The organism is Synechococcus sp. RedBA-s, assembly GCF_024345495.1.
GTDB lineage: Bacteria > Cyanobacteriota > Cyanobacteriia > PCC-6307 > Cyanobiaceae > Regnicoccus_A.
Map to the genome: position 1 here is coordinate 61,360 of NZ_JAGQBF010000013.1, position 14,284 is coordinate 75,643.

Sequence of the window (14,284 nt, forward strand, 5' to 3'; positions counted from 1 at the left end):
TCGCTGCGGCCTGGTGCCAGAGAGGGCATCATCGGATTCGATGGGCTGAGCCATGGGGTCGAATCGCCAATGCCTCAGGTTCAATCGCTTGCATGGCTTCTCAGCGGTGCTGGCGCTGGTCGCTGGGTTGATGCGTGTGTCAGCCGAAGCGGCTGTCGTCAGCACCTCCGCCCAGGCGGCTGCCCAAGAAACGATCGAGGCTGTCAGCCGTCGTCGGCGGACCCTCGTGGGCTCCAGCTATTTCCGTGTGCCTGCTGAGATCCAACGGGAGGTGGAGGCCTATGCCGTTGAGCAGCGCAGTGCCATGGAGGCGGCCGGTGGTTGTATCCATGGGGGGGTGTCCGGAATCCCGTCGCCGTTTGAGCGCCTGATGCTGCCTGCTGGCTGGCACTTGCTGGGGGAGGTGCTGGCCTGCCCGGCTCTCCCTGGCTACTGGACCTCGGAGCGGGTCGCCTTGGAGTGGTGGAGGTCGCCGCAGCACCGGCGCATCGCCTATGGCAAACCATCGGCGTCGCATCTGGCCTGCAGCTGGGTGCGCCAGGGCTTGATGGGGGCGAGCCGTGACTCGGTGCTTTGCCTGGTGTTCAAGGCCAGCGGTGGAGGCTCTGGCCAGCCATGAAAAAACCCCATCCGGATTCCGGACGGGGTTGCAGTGATGCTGATCGATGGGGGTTCAGCCGAGGCCGATCTGGCCGAGGATGCCCTGGCCGGTGAGCAGTTCGGTGGCCAGGCCGATCACGAAGCCGAGCATGGCCAGACGGCCATTCCAGGTTTCAGCGAAAGAGACGAAACCGAAGCGGGAGTCGGAGCTGGACATTGCATGTGAAGCAGTGTTGCGGAAATTGTAACAGGAGGTAACCGCTTTGGCCAGGGTCCTGGGGCTAGCCGCAGGACCCTGGGATCTTTGGCGAGTCGTCCCTGGTCCCGTAGCCTCCCTGCAGATCGCATCGGTGTTCGGTGGGGCCAAGGCAGAAGGGGGTTCAACCGCTGCTGTGCGGCTACTACGGCGAGCACAATCTGGGCGACGATGCCCTGCTCACCGCCCTGCTGGCCCAGCTGCCCGAGGGCTGTGATCCCACGGTCACGGCCTTCGATCAGGGGGAAGTGCAGCAGCGTCTGGGGGTGCGCACCTGTGCGAGGCGCGATTTCAAGGTTGTGCGCCGTGCTCTCGACCGTTGTGATGTGCTTGTGCTGGGCGGCGGCAGTTTGCTCCAGGACGCCACCAGCTTCCGCAGCCTCCTCTATTACGCCGCGTTGATCATCTCGGCACGGCTACAGGGCAAGCCTGTGCTGCTCTGGGGCCAGGGACTGGGACCCCTGCGCCGTCGCCGCAGCCGCCTGCTGGTGCGGCGACTTCTGAACCTGGTGCAGGCCAGCAGCTGGCGCGATCCGGGCTCTGCAGCGCTGGCGGCTGCCTGGGGACGGCCAGGCCAGCTCGGCAGTGATCCGGTCTGGTCGTTGGCGACCAGGCGCTGGCATGGGCAAGGAGGCCCCCTGGTGCTGTGCTGGCGGCCCACACCACTGCTGGAGGGCGAGCGCTGGAGGCCCCTGCTGGAGGCCCTCGATGCCGTGGCGGCCGCGGCGGATCGGGAGGTGATCTGGCTGCCGTTTCACCGGGATCAGGACCGGGGTTTGCTCGCTTCGCTGGATCGCCAGGGGCTGGTCCCCCGGCGGCTGGCCCAGCGCTGCCGCGAAGAGCTCGTGGCCACTCCCGAGGAGGCGATGGAGATCTTCAGCGGCGCCTCCCTGGTGCTCTCGATGCGGCTGCACGGGCTGATCGTGGCGGCCCTGGCCGGTGCCCCCCTGGTGGCCCTCAGCTACGACCCGAAGGTGCGAGCCGCCGCCCAGGCGCTGGCCTGCCCCTGCCGTGATCTGGAGCTGCCGCAGGACGGCCGCGCTCTGGAGCAGGAGTGGCTTGAGCAGTTGGGGAGGCCCCCCCAGCCTCAGGTGGTGGAGGGGCTGCGCCAGGACAGCCGCGTTCATGGTGAGCTGCTGAAACGCTGGCTGGGGAGCTGAGCGAGGATCAGTTCAGAGCACCGGCAGCGGCTGCAGCAGCAGCTCCGGGGGCGCCCATGGCCACGGGAATGCGCGGCACGGGGAAGCCGTTGGCCACGAGCACGTCGACGATCATGCGGTTGGTGTCGAAATAGACCTGCCAGTAGTTGGCGGTGTGGGTGTAGGGCCGAACAGCCAGCTTCGGACCGCGCTCGGTGAATTCCAGCACTTCCACATCGCCGGCCATGCCCTCGAACTGATTCGGCACCGTGGCGAGGCCTTCCTTGAGCAGGGTGATCGCCTTGCCCACATCGGCGCTGTTGTCGAGCTGGGCCACCAGTTCCACCCGGCGGAACTCATGCACGGAATAGTTCTGGATGGTGTCGCCGAACAGTTTGCCGTTGGGCACGATGTTGCGCACGTTGTCGGGGGCCAGCAGGGAGGTCACGAACATGCCGATCTCCTCCACGGTTCCGGTGACGCCGGCGGCCGTGATGAAATCACCCACGCTGAACGGCCGGAACACCTGCAGGAACACCCCGGCGGCGAAGTTGCCGAGCATGCCGCTCCAGGCTGCCCCGATCGCCACGCCGGCGCCGGCCAGCAGGGCGGCGAAACTGGCTGTTTCGATGCCGAAGAAGCCGAGGATGGCCACCACCAGGATCACCCTCAGCACAGCGGCGAGAATGTTCAGCAGGTAGGAGATCACCGTGGCATCAAGGGTGCTGCGGCGCAGCCCCCCCCGGATCAGCTTCACGGCGAACTGGATCAACCAGCCACCGACAATCCAGAGGGCGATCGCCCCCACCAACTTGAACAGGAAGGGAACGATCGTGGAAGCGATCAGATCAGCGAAGACCGGCACGGAACTCAAAGACAGGCCCGCTCACAATCGGCGCTGATCGGACCCACGTCAACAACGCTGTCGGGAAGCACAAACCTGACGCGGCTCAGGCCTGCAGGCGGTTGAGTTCCTCGAGCACTTCGCGGCTGTGACCCAGGGGGCGCACCGCCACCCAGCGGGCCCGCAGCACCCCGTCGGGGTCGATCAGAAAAGTGTGCCGCTGGGAGAAGGGAGCGATCCAGGATCCGTAGAGCTGACTCACGGCCCCGCCGGGGTCGGAGAGCAGCGGAAACACCAGTCCCTCGCTGTCGCAGAAGGAGGCATGCTCGGCCAGATCATCGGCGCTGATGCCCACCACCTCGGCATTGATCTGATGAAATTGCTCGAGATCCCTCTGAAAGCCACGCGCCTCAAGGGTGCAGCCGCCGGTGAAGTCCTTGGGATAGAAGTAAAGCGCCAGCCAACGGCCCCGTAACTGATCCAGCCCAAGCTCGCCGGAGCGATCAAGCCCGGGCCCGAACCCAGGCAGGCTGAACTCAGGAGCCGGCTGATCAAGGGCTGGAAGGCTGCCTCCCATGGCAACAGCCCTGCTCGGCCAGGCCAGCAGGGCTGTGGGTAAGCCTGGAACCAAAAGAGCTGCACCGCTGTGAACAAGCACTCCACGCAGGAGTTGGCGGCGATTCACAACGGCTGTGCGCTTTGGAGACTCAGAGTTTGGCCAGGTTGACGCCCAGTTCGCGAGCGTAGGCGCCAAGGCCTTTCTTCTGGATGGTGCGCAGGGTGCTGGTGGCCACCCGCAGCTTCACCCAGCGGTTGCCTTCGGCCCACCAGAGGCGGCGTTCCTGCAGGTTCACCTGCTGGAGTTTCTTGGTGCGCACGTGGGAATGGCTGACTGCCATGCCGTTGTTGGCGCGCTTGCCGGTGAGCTGACAAACCCGGGACATGAAGGCAACCGATACTCAGTGGACGGGCAGCAACCAGTGACCTGGATGGCGCCAAGGGGCCACCTTAACAAAGGGGTGGACCTGCCAAAGCGGAATCAGCCTGGCGGAACCTGCAGGCGCTGCTCAGTCTGGAGAAGCGGCAGCGGTCAGGGCTTGATCAGCTGGCCGGCGGGGGTAATGGCCGCTCGGTCGATGGCTTGGCCTTTGGAATCCCAGGCTTGGATCAGCAACTGCTTGTTGCTGGCCGTGAGCTCGGCGAAGCTGTGGACGCTGATGGCTCGGGCGCTGTTGGGCCCAGGGGTCACCGGGCGCAGATAGGCGCCGCCACCGCCCACCACCAGGTAGGTGGTGCCATTGATCGGCTTGCTGCGCTCGTAGTTGTGCTCATGGCCGTTGATGTAGAGCTGCACCCCGAACTGTCGAAACAAGGGAGCCAGTCGAGCCCTGGCCGCTTCGTTATTGCCGTAGTGCCCGGAGGACTGGATCGGATGGTGGGCCACCACCACCTTCCAGGGGGCTTTGCTGGCGGTGAGGGCCCCTTTCAGCCAGGGAAGCTGGCGTCCCCAGTCGGCGTTGACGTTGCTGTCGAGCATGAAGAACTCCACCGGCCCCTTGCTCAGGGTGTACCAGCGTCCCTTCATGCCAAAGGGGCGATAGGCGATCTGGGGATCGCCATTGGCCGTGCGGATGTCGTGGTTGCCCAGCACGGCATGGAAGGGCACGCCGGCGACGAGCAGCGCCTTGTAGGGGATGGTGAACATGTCGTTCACCTGGCTGATGTCACCCTTGGGATAGATGTTGTCGCCCCCGAGCACCACCAGATCCACGGGCCGGGCGCGATGGACGGCCGCCATGGCCCTGCCCACAGCCCGCTGGGCCTCGTTGCCGCCGCCGGTGTCGGCCACCGCCAGCCAGTGCAGGCGGCCAGCTTCAGGTTTCGCCGGCGTGGCGGCCTGGCTAGGGCTCTGACGCTCCAGCAGCAGCGTGCCCGTCAGAGCCGCGCCAAGCAGTAGTCCCATCATCTGACGGCGGCCGAGACGCCTGGGGTGCATGGGCTCAGATGCGGGAGAGGGGGCTCACGCTATCGGCCGAATCGACCCAAGACGTCCCCGCCCAAGGGCTTCTCAGGCGGACTGCATCACCTTGCACTGCAACAGCCGGGCCTTCCTGCTTCAGCCGCTGATGGGGATAGATGAAATTGAAACCCGGGTGATGACTTCAACCTCTCGAGCCAACACTTCAGGGCGCAGGTCCAGGGCGGTTTGCGCCGGAGCCTCAAAGGCCCCGCTCCATCAGGCGGCCCATCAGGTCGGCGCTGCGCTGCTGGAAACCGGCCAGTTGGTTCGGCTCCAGGCCCCCCACCGCCAGGCGGGCCAGTTCATAGATGTGGCAACTGAGCTCCTGGGCCAGCTGCTGGCTGGGGGAGCTGCTGCCCACACCCGTGAGCACGGCGCCACTGGAGAGTTTCTGCAGGCCCGCCACCAGGGGATGACGGCGGTTGACCACCAGCACATGGTGGTCGGGCAGTCCGGGCAGGCGTTGCTCCATCAGGGCGCCGATGTCGTTGAGGCGGCGCATCTGCTCCGGCAGCAGAATCAGGGCCGCCGGGGTGTTCTCCCCCTTGAGAGCCTGGACCTGGATGGTCACCTTGTCGTTGGCCAGGGCAGCCTTGAACAGCTCGCGCAACTTCTCGGAGCTGTCAGTGCCGTCGGCATCACTCAGGCTGCTCTCCTGCTCCTGGATGCTGGCGTCCAGTTCCGCGTCCACCCGCTGGAATTTCAGCTCCCCGTGGCGGTCTTCAAGCCAGGGGATGAACTGGGCATCGATCAGGGTGTCGGCCAGGAGCACCTCCGCCCCCTGCCCCTGCCAGAGGGCCAGCGGCCCGGCCTGGGCGGCCTCATCGGTGCAATAAAGGATGCGCTTCTGATCCTTCTCACCGAGGCGGCTGCGGTAGCCGGAAAGGGTGGTGTAAGCCTTCTCGCCAACGGCGACCGGGTCGGACTCGGCCGCCGCTGCGGTGGTGCCGAACAGGATCAGCTCGGCCACTTGATCGGCGAACTTCTCATCTTCCATGGCGCCGATCTTGATGAAGGGGGCGATCCCCTCCCAGATCTCGGCGTAACGGGCGGGCTCATCGCGGTGCAGTTCCTTGAGCCGGTCCCCCACCTTCTTGGCCACAAAGCCGCCGATCGAGCGCACCCGCCGGTCGGTCTGGAGGGCGCTGCGGCTCACGTTCAGGGGGATGTCCGGGGAGTCGATCACCCCGCGCAGGGGCAGCAGGTAGCGGGGCACCACCTCCTTGATCGAGTCAGAAACGAACACCTGGTTGCAGTAGAGCCGGATCTCGCCTTTCTCCCAGTCGGCTCTGCCGGTGATCTTCGGGAAGTAGAGGATGCCCTGCAGGGTGTAGGGGTAGTCGGTGTTGAGGTGCACCCAGAGGAGGGGATCGCCCTGGAACGGGTAGAGGTAGCGGTAGAGCTCGATGTAGTCGTTGTCGGTGAGATCGCGGGCACTCTGGCGCCATGGTGCCTGCCGCTTGTTCACCGTTTCCCCCTCCAGCTGCACTTCTACAGGCAGGAAATCGCAGTAAGTGGTGATCAGGGAGCGGATCCGGGAAGGCTCGATATATTCCAGTTCCTCCTCCTGCAGATGGAGGATCACATCGGTGCCAGGTTCGGCGCGCTCACCCGTTTCGAGGCTGAAGTTGGGGGAGCCATCACAGCTCCAGCGCACCGGCTCGGCGCCGGGTCGGGCACTGAGGCTGACCAGCTCCACCTGGGCTGCCACCATGAAACTGGAATAGAATCCAAGCCCGAAATGGCCGATGATGGCATCATCTTCGCGCTTGTACTTCTCCAGAAACTCCTCGGCGCTGGAGAAGGCCACCTGGTTGATGTAGCGCTTGACTTCATCGGCGCTCATGCCGATGCCGTTGTCACTGATCGTGAGGGTCTTCGCTTCCCGGTCGATGCGGATCTGAATGTTGCCTTCCTCACCCTCGCTGCAGTCGCCAGCCATGGCGGCCATGCGGCGCTTGCTGATCGCGTCGACCCCATTGCTGACCAGCTCCCGCAGGAACACCTCATGGCCGGAATAGACGGCCTTTTTGATGATCGGGAAAATGTTCTCGGTGTGGATCTGAATCTGACCCTGTTCCAGCACCGTCATGGCAGCCAAGTTACTGCTGTGACCCTAGGGATCCAACCGGTCCTGGCTCAAGCCGTCGCAGGGAGAGGTCTCCGAACCCCCACTCAGAGGCTGGTGGTGAGCACCATCGCTCCGGTGGGTGCCGCCCCAAGCGGATCCCTCTCCACGCTCACACTCACGCTGCTGGCCAGGCTGGTGGGCATGGGAGGGATCAGCATCGCCACATGGCCCTGGTCGGTCGGTTTGAACGAGACGCAGCCCACCACCCGTCCGTCAACGTTGGCCCAGAGGCGGTAGAGGTAACCAGGTGGCGGCGGCGGCAGGTCGTTCAGCATCAGCACGTTGTGGGTCGGGTTGCCCGTCACCATCACTTCACCGTTGGCCCGGAGACCAGGACCGGGGGCCTCCAGTGAGAGGTGGCGACTCATCGGTGTGAGCCCTTCGGGCGGCTTGAGCTGCTGCTGGATCTCGGCCAGTTGCACCTGGGTCTGGTGCAGTTCGATCCCCACAGCCAGCAGGGCCAGCCCCATGAAGGCGGGCAGAAGCCAGACCCCGAGGGCAGGGCGGCCCTCGCTCTGCTGCTGGTTTGGGGTGCCCGCTCGATCCAGCAGCCGCTGGCGCAGGCGCTGAGGCGGTGCCTTCCTGATCGGAAGGGCCAGGGGGAGCAGTTCGAGAGTGGTCTTGAATTCGTCCATCCGATGCTGCAGGCCTGGGTCCTGCCGCAGCAGGGAGGCCAGCTGTTCACACTCGGCTGAATCCAGGTCGCCCAGGGCATGGCCGGCCAGCAGGGCGTCGAGGTCGCTCTGGGGGGTGTCGTTGGTTGGGTTCATGGTTCGCTCGAGTAATCGATCAGTAACTCCCGCAGTCGGATCAGGCCCTGCCGTGAGCGGGTCTTGACGGTGCCGAGGGGGAGCTGCAGCCGTTGACCGATCGCTGACTGGCTCAGGCCCTCGTAGTAGGCCATCTCCAGCACCTGCCTCTGGTTGGCGGGGATCGAGCCGAGGGCGGTACCCACCCGGACGGCCAGATCTTCCTCCTCGGCCTTCTCGTGGGGACTGCGCACGGCCGCTGGCAGCAACTGCTCCGACCAGCGTTGCAGCAGCTGCCAGCGGTTCTTGCGCTGGTTGATCCGGTTGATCGCCATCGATCGGGTCAGCAGCAGCAGATAGGCGAGCACCGGACCCCGCATCGGCTCATAGCGTCCCTGCTGCCAGAAGCGCAGGAAGACGTCATGGCAAAGATCCTCGGCCTCCTGGCTGGTGCGACAGAGGCGCAGGGCCAAGTGATAGACCCGCGCTCCGCAACTGTCGTACAGGGACGCCAGATCAAGGTCGGGGGTGGAGGTCTCCGGGGGTTCGGGCTGTCTCGAGGCTGGAGCCTCGGGGCCAGTGGGGGTCAGGTCCACGGAGTGAGCCGTTCGCTTGCCATCAGGAGATGTACCGGCGAAACGGCTGATCGGATGGGTTGAATCGACGAGCCACACCGATGCCCGCCAGCAGCAGCAGGATCCCTGCAGCCTCTGGCGCCTGGATCGGCTCCCCCAGCAGCAGGGCGGCACTGACCACGGCCACCAGGATCGAGAGGCTGCCCCAGAGCGAGACCGTGGCCACGCTGCAGTGCCTGTAGGACAGACGCAGAGCCAGCTCACTGCCCAAAGACAGAGTGAGGCCATAGAGCCCAATCACGCCCAAAACCCACCACAGCTGCAGCAGCAGGAAGTGATGGGGGCCGAACAGCACCAGGGCGATCGCTCCGAACGCCAGCGCCGCACAGGTGGAGCCCAGGCCAATCGTGACCGCAGCAGGCCAGCCTCGGCCAGCGATCGATCGCCCAGTCACCGCAGCCCCACTGAAGGCCAGCACCCCCACCAGCCCCCAGGCCAGGCCGATCAGATCGTCCATTCCCCCCCCCATGGCCACCATCGTCAGCTGGGGCAGCAGCAGTCCGGCGGCGATCAGGGTCAGGCTCAGCCAGAACACTCGGGGCAGGGGTTCCTGCAGCAGCCAGCGGGCCAGCAGGGCTGAGACCGGCAGGATCAGGGCGAACAGCAGGGTCTGGGTGATCACTGACAGGGACTGCAGCGCCAGGTAGTAGGCCAGGGGTCCTAGGAACATCCCGAGGAATCCATTGGCCACCAGGAGCCTTCGCTCTGCGGGCACCAGGGCCTTGAGGGTTGCCGGCAGCCCATGGCGCCCAGGCAACAGGGTCGAGAGGCCCACCATCAGCTGGGCGAAGAAAAAGACGTTGCAGAAACTGATCGGGTTCTGACCGTTCACTGAATGCTGAAGGCCGTAGGTCTGAAGCCCCTTCAGCACGGTGGCATCCAGTCCCCGGAGCAGAACGTAGATGCCAAGTGGCAGCAGCCAGAGAGGCCGGGGATGACGGGTTCCCAAACCGATCGGCCTGCTCACGGGTATGGACAGCAGGCGTGAGCTGGTCCGAGAGGGATCTCAGCTTGCGCTTCTCTCACCCTGACAGCATTCGTCATGACGGTTCTTTCGAAGTCCCTGGTCGCTGCACTGGCCCTGGCCATCCTCGGCGGTTCTGCTGTTCCCGCTCATGCACAAAGCATGATGAAGGAGGACAAGATGATGGCCCCGGCTGGTGCCATGGCCAAGCACAGCTTCCGCAAGGCCGAGGCGCCCGTCAGCGGCAGCTTCATGATCAAGAAGGAAGGCGGCAAACAGCTGCTGGTGCTCAGCAGTGATTTCAAGACCAACGACATGGCCCCCGACCTGAAGGTGATCTTCAGCCCGTCGGCCACTCCCCTGGCGAGCACCAAGGCTCCCGGCTTTCCGCTTAAGGCAGGCAGCTACACGATCCTCGCTCCACTCAAAGCTGCTTCCGGTGCCCAGAGCTATGTGATCCCCGCTTCGATCGACCTGGGCAAGCAGGGATCGGTGCTGATCTGGTGCAAGAAGTTCAACGCCACGATGGCCTGGGCCCCCCTGAAGCCCTGAGCCATGCAAAGCGTCGACTGGCTCTGGCTGATGCACCCGGCCCTGGCTGTGGTGCTGGTCTACCCCCTGCTGGGGATGGTGCTGCGACTGGCGCAGCAGACCCGGGACCGCCGCCTGACCCAGGCCAAGCATCCCCCCACGGTGGGGCGGGATCATGCCGATCTCGGCAAGTGGCTGGCGGGTTCGGTGGTGGGGATCGTGCTGCTCGCCGAGGCGGTGGTGATCGCCACCAAACATTCCCTCTCAAGCTTTGAGGGGGGTGTCGGGAGGTTGGCGCCGCTGCTGCTGGTGCTGGTCGGATCCGGGGTCGCCCTGGCGTCCCTCTGGCGGGTCAAGCGGCCCGTCTATCGCGCCAGCTTTGCCCTGCTCTGCTGGGCGGGGGTGATCGGCCTGGGGCTGCAACCGGAAGTGTTCCGGCTCAGTGACAACCCCTTCGATCCGGCCTTCTGGCAGTCGCACTTCTGGGGCGGCATCGGGCTCAGCGGCCTGATGCTCTTCTCGGTGGCCTGCCGGCCGGAGATCCACAAGCACCTGCGCTGGCGCCGGCTGCATGTGAGCGCCAACGCCCTGGCGGCCCTGATCTTCCTGGCCCAGGGGATCAGCGGCCCCCGGGATCTGCTCGAGATCCCCCTCAACTGGCAGAAACCCACGCTCTATGGCTGCAACTTCGAGGCGAGAACCTGTCCGGCACCCGCCCCGAGCTCTGCAACCCCCTGATCCATGACGTCAACAACACCATGGCCCTCCTGCTCCTGGCCTTCCTGGCCGGTGCACTGACGATCCTGAGCCCCTGCATCCTTCCCGTGTTGCCGTTCGTGTTCGCCGGGGCAGGGCGGCCATTCCACCGCCGGGGCCTGCCCCTGCTGGTTGGGATGGCGCTGTCCTTCACCGCCGTGGGGGTTATGGCCGTGGTGGGGGGAAGCTGGGTGGTTGGAGCCCACCACTTCGGGCGGATTGTGGCCTTGCTGGTGTTGGGTGCCTTCGGACTGGCACTTCTGTTTCCCGCCGTGGCCGATCGGCTCAGCCAGCCCCTGGTCCGGCTGGGTCAGCACCTGTCGCGACGATCGGATCAGGCCCGAAGCTCGGGGGTAACGGCGGCTTCATCCGCTCTGCTGGGCGTGGCGATCGGCTTGCTGTGGGCGCCCTGCGCCGGCCCGATCCTCGGTCTGGTGCTGACCGGCGCGGCCATCCAAGGGGCGAGTGCCAGCACGGCCCTGCTGCTGCTGGCCTATGCCCTTGGCGCTGGCACATCCCTGACGCTTGCCCTGCTCGCCGGCGGACGCCTGGCGAAGACCGTGAGAGCTTCCCTGCGGGCCACCGCCTGGCTGCGAAAGCTTCTGGGGGGAGCCGTGATCGTCAGCGTGGGGGCCATCGCCCTTGGCCTGGAGCAGGCCTCCCTGGCCCGTTTCGCCTTAGCGGATACCAATGCCCTGGAGCAGACCCTGCTGGCGCAGGTACCCAGCGCGCCCCGCGACGGAGTGCAAGTCGCTGCCGCAAGCCAGCTGCCCGTGCTGGGTACGTTGCCACCCTTCCCGAAGGGAGCGGTGTGGCTGAATACAGCGCCGCTCAGTCGTGATCAGCTCTGGGGCAAGGTAGTGCTGGTAGACATCTGGACCTATTCCTGCATCAACTGCGTGCGGACCCTTCCCCATGTGCGGGCCTGGGCCCGGAAGTACAAGGACCACGGTCTGGTGGTGATCGGCGTGCATTCGCCGGAGTTCGCCTTTGAGCGCGCCCTCGGCAATGTGCGGGCGGCGACCCGAAAGCTGGGGGTGACCTATCCCGTGGTGATCGACAACGACTTTGCGATTTGGAAAGCCTTCAACAACACCTACTGGCCAGCCTTCTATTTCATCGACACCCAGGGCCGCATCCGCCACACCCACTTCGGTGAAGGCGCCTATGCCCAGTCGGAGCAAACGATCCAGCAGTTGCTTCGGGAGGGCGGCTTCCGCAACGTGCCCACTGGTCTGGTCAGGCCCTGAGCATTCATGTCCACCCTCACCTCCCTTGGCTCCATCCTGCGTCCCCTGGCCCAGCGCCACCGCCTGACCCTCGGCCACCAGCGCAGTCCCTGGACCAGCCTCCTGCGCCAGCCGATCTCCATGGCGCTGCGCATGCCCTGGCCGGTGTTCTTCCTGGCCATGACCAGCCTCTACCTGGCTGAGGTGGTGATCTTCGCCTTCGCCTTTCAGCTGGACGGGAGCCACATCGTGGGAGACGGAACGATGGGCCTGCCCTCCAGCGCGGTGTTCTCCCTTCAGAATCTCTTCAGCGCCAGTTTCCAGTCGGCCAAAGTCACCTCGATCTACACCCTGGCTCTGGCGGCGTTGCAGCGGATCTTCGGACTACTGACCAACGCCATGGTCACGGGTCTGTTTTTTCTACGCTTCACCAAGGTGGATGCCCCTTTGCGGTTCAGCAGCAACCTGTGCCTGAGCTTCTCGCCCGGTGGACATCTCAGCTGCCGTTTCGTGACTGGAGATCACACGTACTGGCTGAGGGTTTCTTACTCCATGGTGTTGTTCATGGATGAGGAGATCGAACCGGGTGTCGTGCAGCGGCGCCTTCATTCCCTGCCACTGCTCAACAGCAGCACCCCCCAGCTGCATGTGACCGCCGTGCTCAGCCATGTCCTGAGTGCCGAAAGCCCCTTGGTCCGCTTTGGCCTGGAGGCGATCCAGCGGGCCAGCGGGGCCATTCTGGTGCTGGTGGAGGGCACCGACGAGGTGACCGGATCCCCGCTCCTGCAGCTGCATCACTACCAGATCGAGGACATTCTCGAAGGTCAGGTGTTTGCCGATCTGGTGTCCGAGGACGCCAATGGCCTGCGCCGAGTGAATCTCGATGCCCTGAACAGCACCCGAGCAATCGGGTAATTGTGGCGGCTCAATCGAGCATCGCCTGCCGTTGCGAGGGTCCTCTCCTGCGCTCAGCCGCGGCGCTGCTCGTTGGGACGCTCCTCGGGCACGATCGCCCCGGCCACAGGGCACACCTGCAGGCAGATTCCGCAATCGATGCAAGTGTCGAAATCGATCCAGTAGAAGCTGGTCCCCTTGCTGTTGGCGCCGCTGCCGGGATGGATGCAGGCCACAGGGCAGGCATCGACGCAGTCGGCCACGCCCTCGCAGATGTCAGTGAGGATGCTGTGGGCCATGGGGGCGGTGCGTGCTGAACGGAATGATCCTAGAAATCTCGGCCCTGTCAGTTCAGCCACTCCAGGCCTGAGCATCCCCGTCGCTGGGCGGCGGCTTCGGCCGCGCCTCGGCTGGGGCAGGCATCGGGGAGCAGTTCGGCGCTCTGGCCCTGCCCGTGCAGACCGCAGAGGACCGTCAGGGCGTCGGCCAGGCTGGAGTTCTGGCCGTAGGCCACCAGCACCGGCCGCGCGGCCGGATCACGGGCGGCGGGTCTGAGCAGCAGATCGCGGATGTCTTCGATCGAGAAGCCGAAGCCCACGCCGGCCGCTTCACTGGCGGCCGCCCCGAAGCGCCCCACCAGGGCGTCGTAGCGGCCGCCGCTGGCGATCTCCACCGGCGCCTCGGCCCCCAGGCAGACCAGCTTGAGCACGATGCCGTCGTAGAGGTCGAAATGGGGCTGGAAACTGGGATCCAGCTGCAGGCCGATGCCCAGCCGGGCGGCCGTGGGCGCCACGATCTCCAGGGACGCGGCCAGCTCATCGATCAAGGGGCTGTCCCCCAGATGACGGCGCAGCTGGGCGAGCACCGCCTCCGGTTCGCCGCGCAGGCGCAGCAGCTCCTGCAACCGCTCGATCTGGACCTGGGGCAGGGGCAGGCGGGCGATCGCCAGGGGATCGAAGCCCGAGAGGGCCTGCCGCGCGCTGGAGCGCTGCTGGGCGGGCACCTCCTCGAGCAGGGCGGAGAGCACCCCGTGGTGGCCCACCAGCAGCCGTGGCTGGTGGCTGGCCTGCAGGCCCAGGGTTTCGCTGCAGGCCAGCAGCAGGGCCATCAGCTCAGCGTCCGCCGCCGCTGAGCGCACCCCCAGCAGTTCAACGCCGCTCTGCAGCCGCTCACTCAGGCGCTGGCCGCCGCCATCGCCGGTGAAGCTGCGAAAGGTGCTGCCCTCTGCCCACAGACGCAGCGGACGGGGGCGATCGGCCAGGCGGGTGCAGGCGGCCCGGGCGATCGAGGCGGTCAGCTCGGGCCGCAGCCCCAGGGGTTCCTCGGCGGTGAGGCGGGCCACCTCCCGCTCGGCGATGCCGCCACCGGCTTCAAGGGTGTCGAGGCGCTCCACCATCGGCGGCGCCACCTCCTGGTAGCCCCACAGCCTGTACACCGCGGCCAGCCGCTGGCAGAGCTGACGGTTGCGGTCCACCTGCCGGGGGTGGAGATCCCTGGCGCCGGCGGCGGGTTGCAGGGCCATGGGGGCGGAGGGGC

The 14,284-nt window shown here is 66.0% G+C and carries 17 protein-coding genes; 6 read left to right on the forward strand and 11 right to left on the reverse strand.

The annotated features are described in order from the left end of the window. Positions 1-88 precede the first annotated feature (88 nt). Positions 89-619: a hypothetical protein gene (locus KBY67_RS07290; protein WP_255110273.1), complete on the forward strand. Its 531-nt coding sequence runs from the start codon at positions 89-91 to the stop codon at positions 617-619. A gap of 54 nt (positions 620-673) precedes the next feature. On the opposite strand, the gene KBY67_RS07295 is transcribed toward KBY67_RS07290, so the two are convergent. Continuing rightward, positions 674-817 carry a chlorophyll a/b-binding protein gene (locus KBY67_RS07295; protein WP_006171518.1) on the reverse strand — a complete coding sequence of 48 codons (144 nt, stop codon included), beginning with the start codon at positions 815-817 and terminating at the stop codon, positions 674-676. Between the two features lie 140 nt (positions 818-957). Here KBY67_RS07295 and csaB point away from each other — a divergent pair, with 140 nt between their 5' ends. Continuing rightward, the gene (gene csaB, locus KBY67_RS07300) at positions 958-2,016 is read left to right on the forward strand and encodes a polysaccharide pyruvyl transferase CsaB (RefSeq protein WP_255110275.1); all 1,059 of its coding nucleotides are present in this window, start codon (positions 958-960) and stop codon (positions 2,014-2,016) included. A gap of 7 nt (positions 2,017-2,023) precedes the next feature. Here csaB and KBY67_RS07305 read toward each other — a convergent pair whose 3' ends face one another. From KBY67_RS07305 to KBY67_RS07340, 8 genes are all read right to left on the reverse strand, one after another. Beyond that, a complete protein-coding gene (locus KBY67_RS07305) occupies positions 2,024-2,860 on the reverse strand; it encodes a mechanosensitive ion channel family protein (protein ID WP_255110318.1) in 837 nt (278 codons plus the stop codon). A gap of 85 nt (positions 2,861-2,945) precedes the next feature. After that, positions 2,946-3,524: a peroxiredoxin gene (locus KBY67_RS07310; RefSeq protein ID WP_255110277.1), complete on the reverse strand. Its 579-nt coding sequence runs from the start codon at positions 3,522-3,524 to the stop codon at positions 2,946-2,948. A 22-nt stretch (positions 3,525-3,546) separates the two neighbouring features. Then, a complete protein-coding gene (gene rpmB / locus KBY67_RS07315; protein WP_255110279.1) occupies positions 3,547-3,783 on the reverse strand; it encodes a 50S ribosomal protein L28 in 237 nt (78 codons plus the stop codon). Positions 3,784-3,929: 146 nt separating this feature from the next. After that, positions 3,930-4,835: a metallophosphoesterase gene (locus tag KBY67_RS07320; RefSeq protein ID WP_255110282.1), complete on the reverse strand. Its 906-nt coding sequence runs from the start codon at positions 4,833-4,835 to the stop codon at positions 3,930-3,932. Positions 4,836-5,058: 223 nt separating this feature from the next. Beyond that, on the reverse strand, positions 5,059-6,951 hold the full coding sequence (gene htpG, locus KBY67_RS07325; RefSeq protein WP_255110284.1) for a molecular chaperone HtpG: 1,893 nt from the start codon (positions 6,949-6,951) through the stop codon (positions 5,059-5,061). A gap of 83 nt (positions 6,952-7,034) precedes the next feature. After that, a complete protein-coding gene (locus tag KBY67_RS07330; RefSeq protein WP_255110286.1) occupies positions 7,035-7,760 on the reverse strand; it encodes an anti-sigma factor in 726 nt (241 codons plus the stop codon). Then, the gene (locus KBY67_RS07335; RefSeq protein ID WP_255110288.1) at positions 7,757-8,335 is read right to left on the reverse strand and encodes a sigma-70 family RNA polymerase sigma factor; all 579 of its coding nucleotides are present in this window, start codon (positions 8,333-8,335) and stop codon (positions 7,757-7,759) included. The genes KBY67_RS07330 and KBY67_RS07335 overlap by 4 nt, the downstream gene beginning before the upstream one ends. Before the next feature lie 22 nt (positions 8,336-8,357). Beyond that, the gene (locus KBY67_RS07340; RefSeq protein ID WP_255110290.1) at positions 8,358-9,341 is read right to left on the reverse strand and encodes a DMT family transporter; all 984 of its coding nucleotides are present in this window, start codon (positions 9,339-9,341) and stop codon (positions 8,358-8,360) included. Between the two features lie 198 nt (positions 9,342-9,539). Here KBY67_RS07340 and KBY67_RS07345 point away from each other — a divergent pair, with 198 nt between their 5' ends. The 4 genes from KBY67_RS07345 to KBY67_RS07360 are packed head-to-tail and all read left to right on the forward strand — an operon-like array spanning position 9,540 to position 12,769. After that, complete coding sequence (locus KBY67_RS07345; RefSeq protein WP_255110293.1) at positions 9,540-9,890, forward strand: DM13 domain-containing protein; 351 nt, start codon at positions 9,540-9,542, stop codon at positions 9,888-9,890. Positions 9,891-9,893: 3 nt separating this feature from the next. Continuing rightward, entirely contained in the window at positions 9,894-10,607 is a 714-nt protein-coding gene (locus KBY67_RS07350) for a DUF4079 domain-containing protein (protein WP_255110295.1), read from the forward strand. A gap of 20 nt (positions 10,608-10,627) precedes the next feature. After that, on the forward strand, positions 10,628-11,875 hold the full coding sequence (locus tag KBY67_RS07355) for a cytochrome c biogenesis protein DipZ (RefSeq protein ID WP_255110296.1): 1,248 nt from the start codon (positions 10,628-10,630) through the stop codon (positions 11,873-11,875). Between the two features lie 6 nt (positions 11,876-11,881). Beyond that, positions 11,882-12,769, forward strand: coding sequence for a hypothetical protein (locus KBY67_RS07360; protein WP_255110299.1), 888 nt, complete (start codon positions 11,882-11,884; stop codon positions 12,767-12,769). A gap of 53 nt (positions 12,770-12,822) precedes the next feature. Here KBY67_RS07360 and KBY67_RS07365 read toward each other — a convergent pair whose 3' ends face one another. Both KBY67_RS07365 and KBY67_RS07370 read right to left on the reverse strand, forming a co-directional pair. Beyond that, positions 12,823-13,047: a ferredoxin family protein gene (locus tag KBY67_RS07365; protein ID WP_255110301.1), complete on the reverse strand. Its 225-nt coding sequence runs from the start codon at positions 13,045-13,047 to the stop codon at positions 12,823-12,825. Between the two features lie 47 nt (positions 13,048-13,094). Continuing rightward, a complete protein-coding gene (locus tag KBY67_RS07370; RefSeq protein WP_255110321.1) occupies positions 13,095-14,270 on the reverse strand; it encodes an ATP phosphoribosyltransferase regulatory subunit in 1,176 nt (391 codons plus the stop codon). Positions 14,271-14,284: the final 14 nt, after the last annotated feature.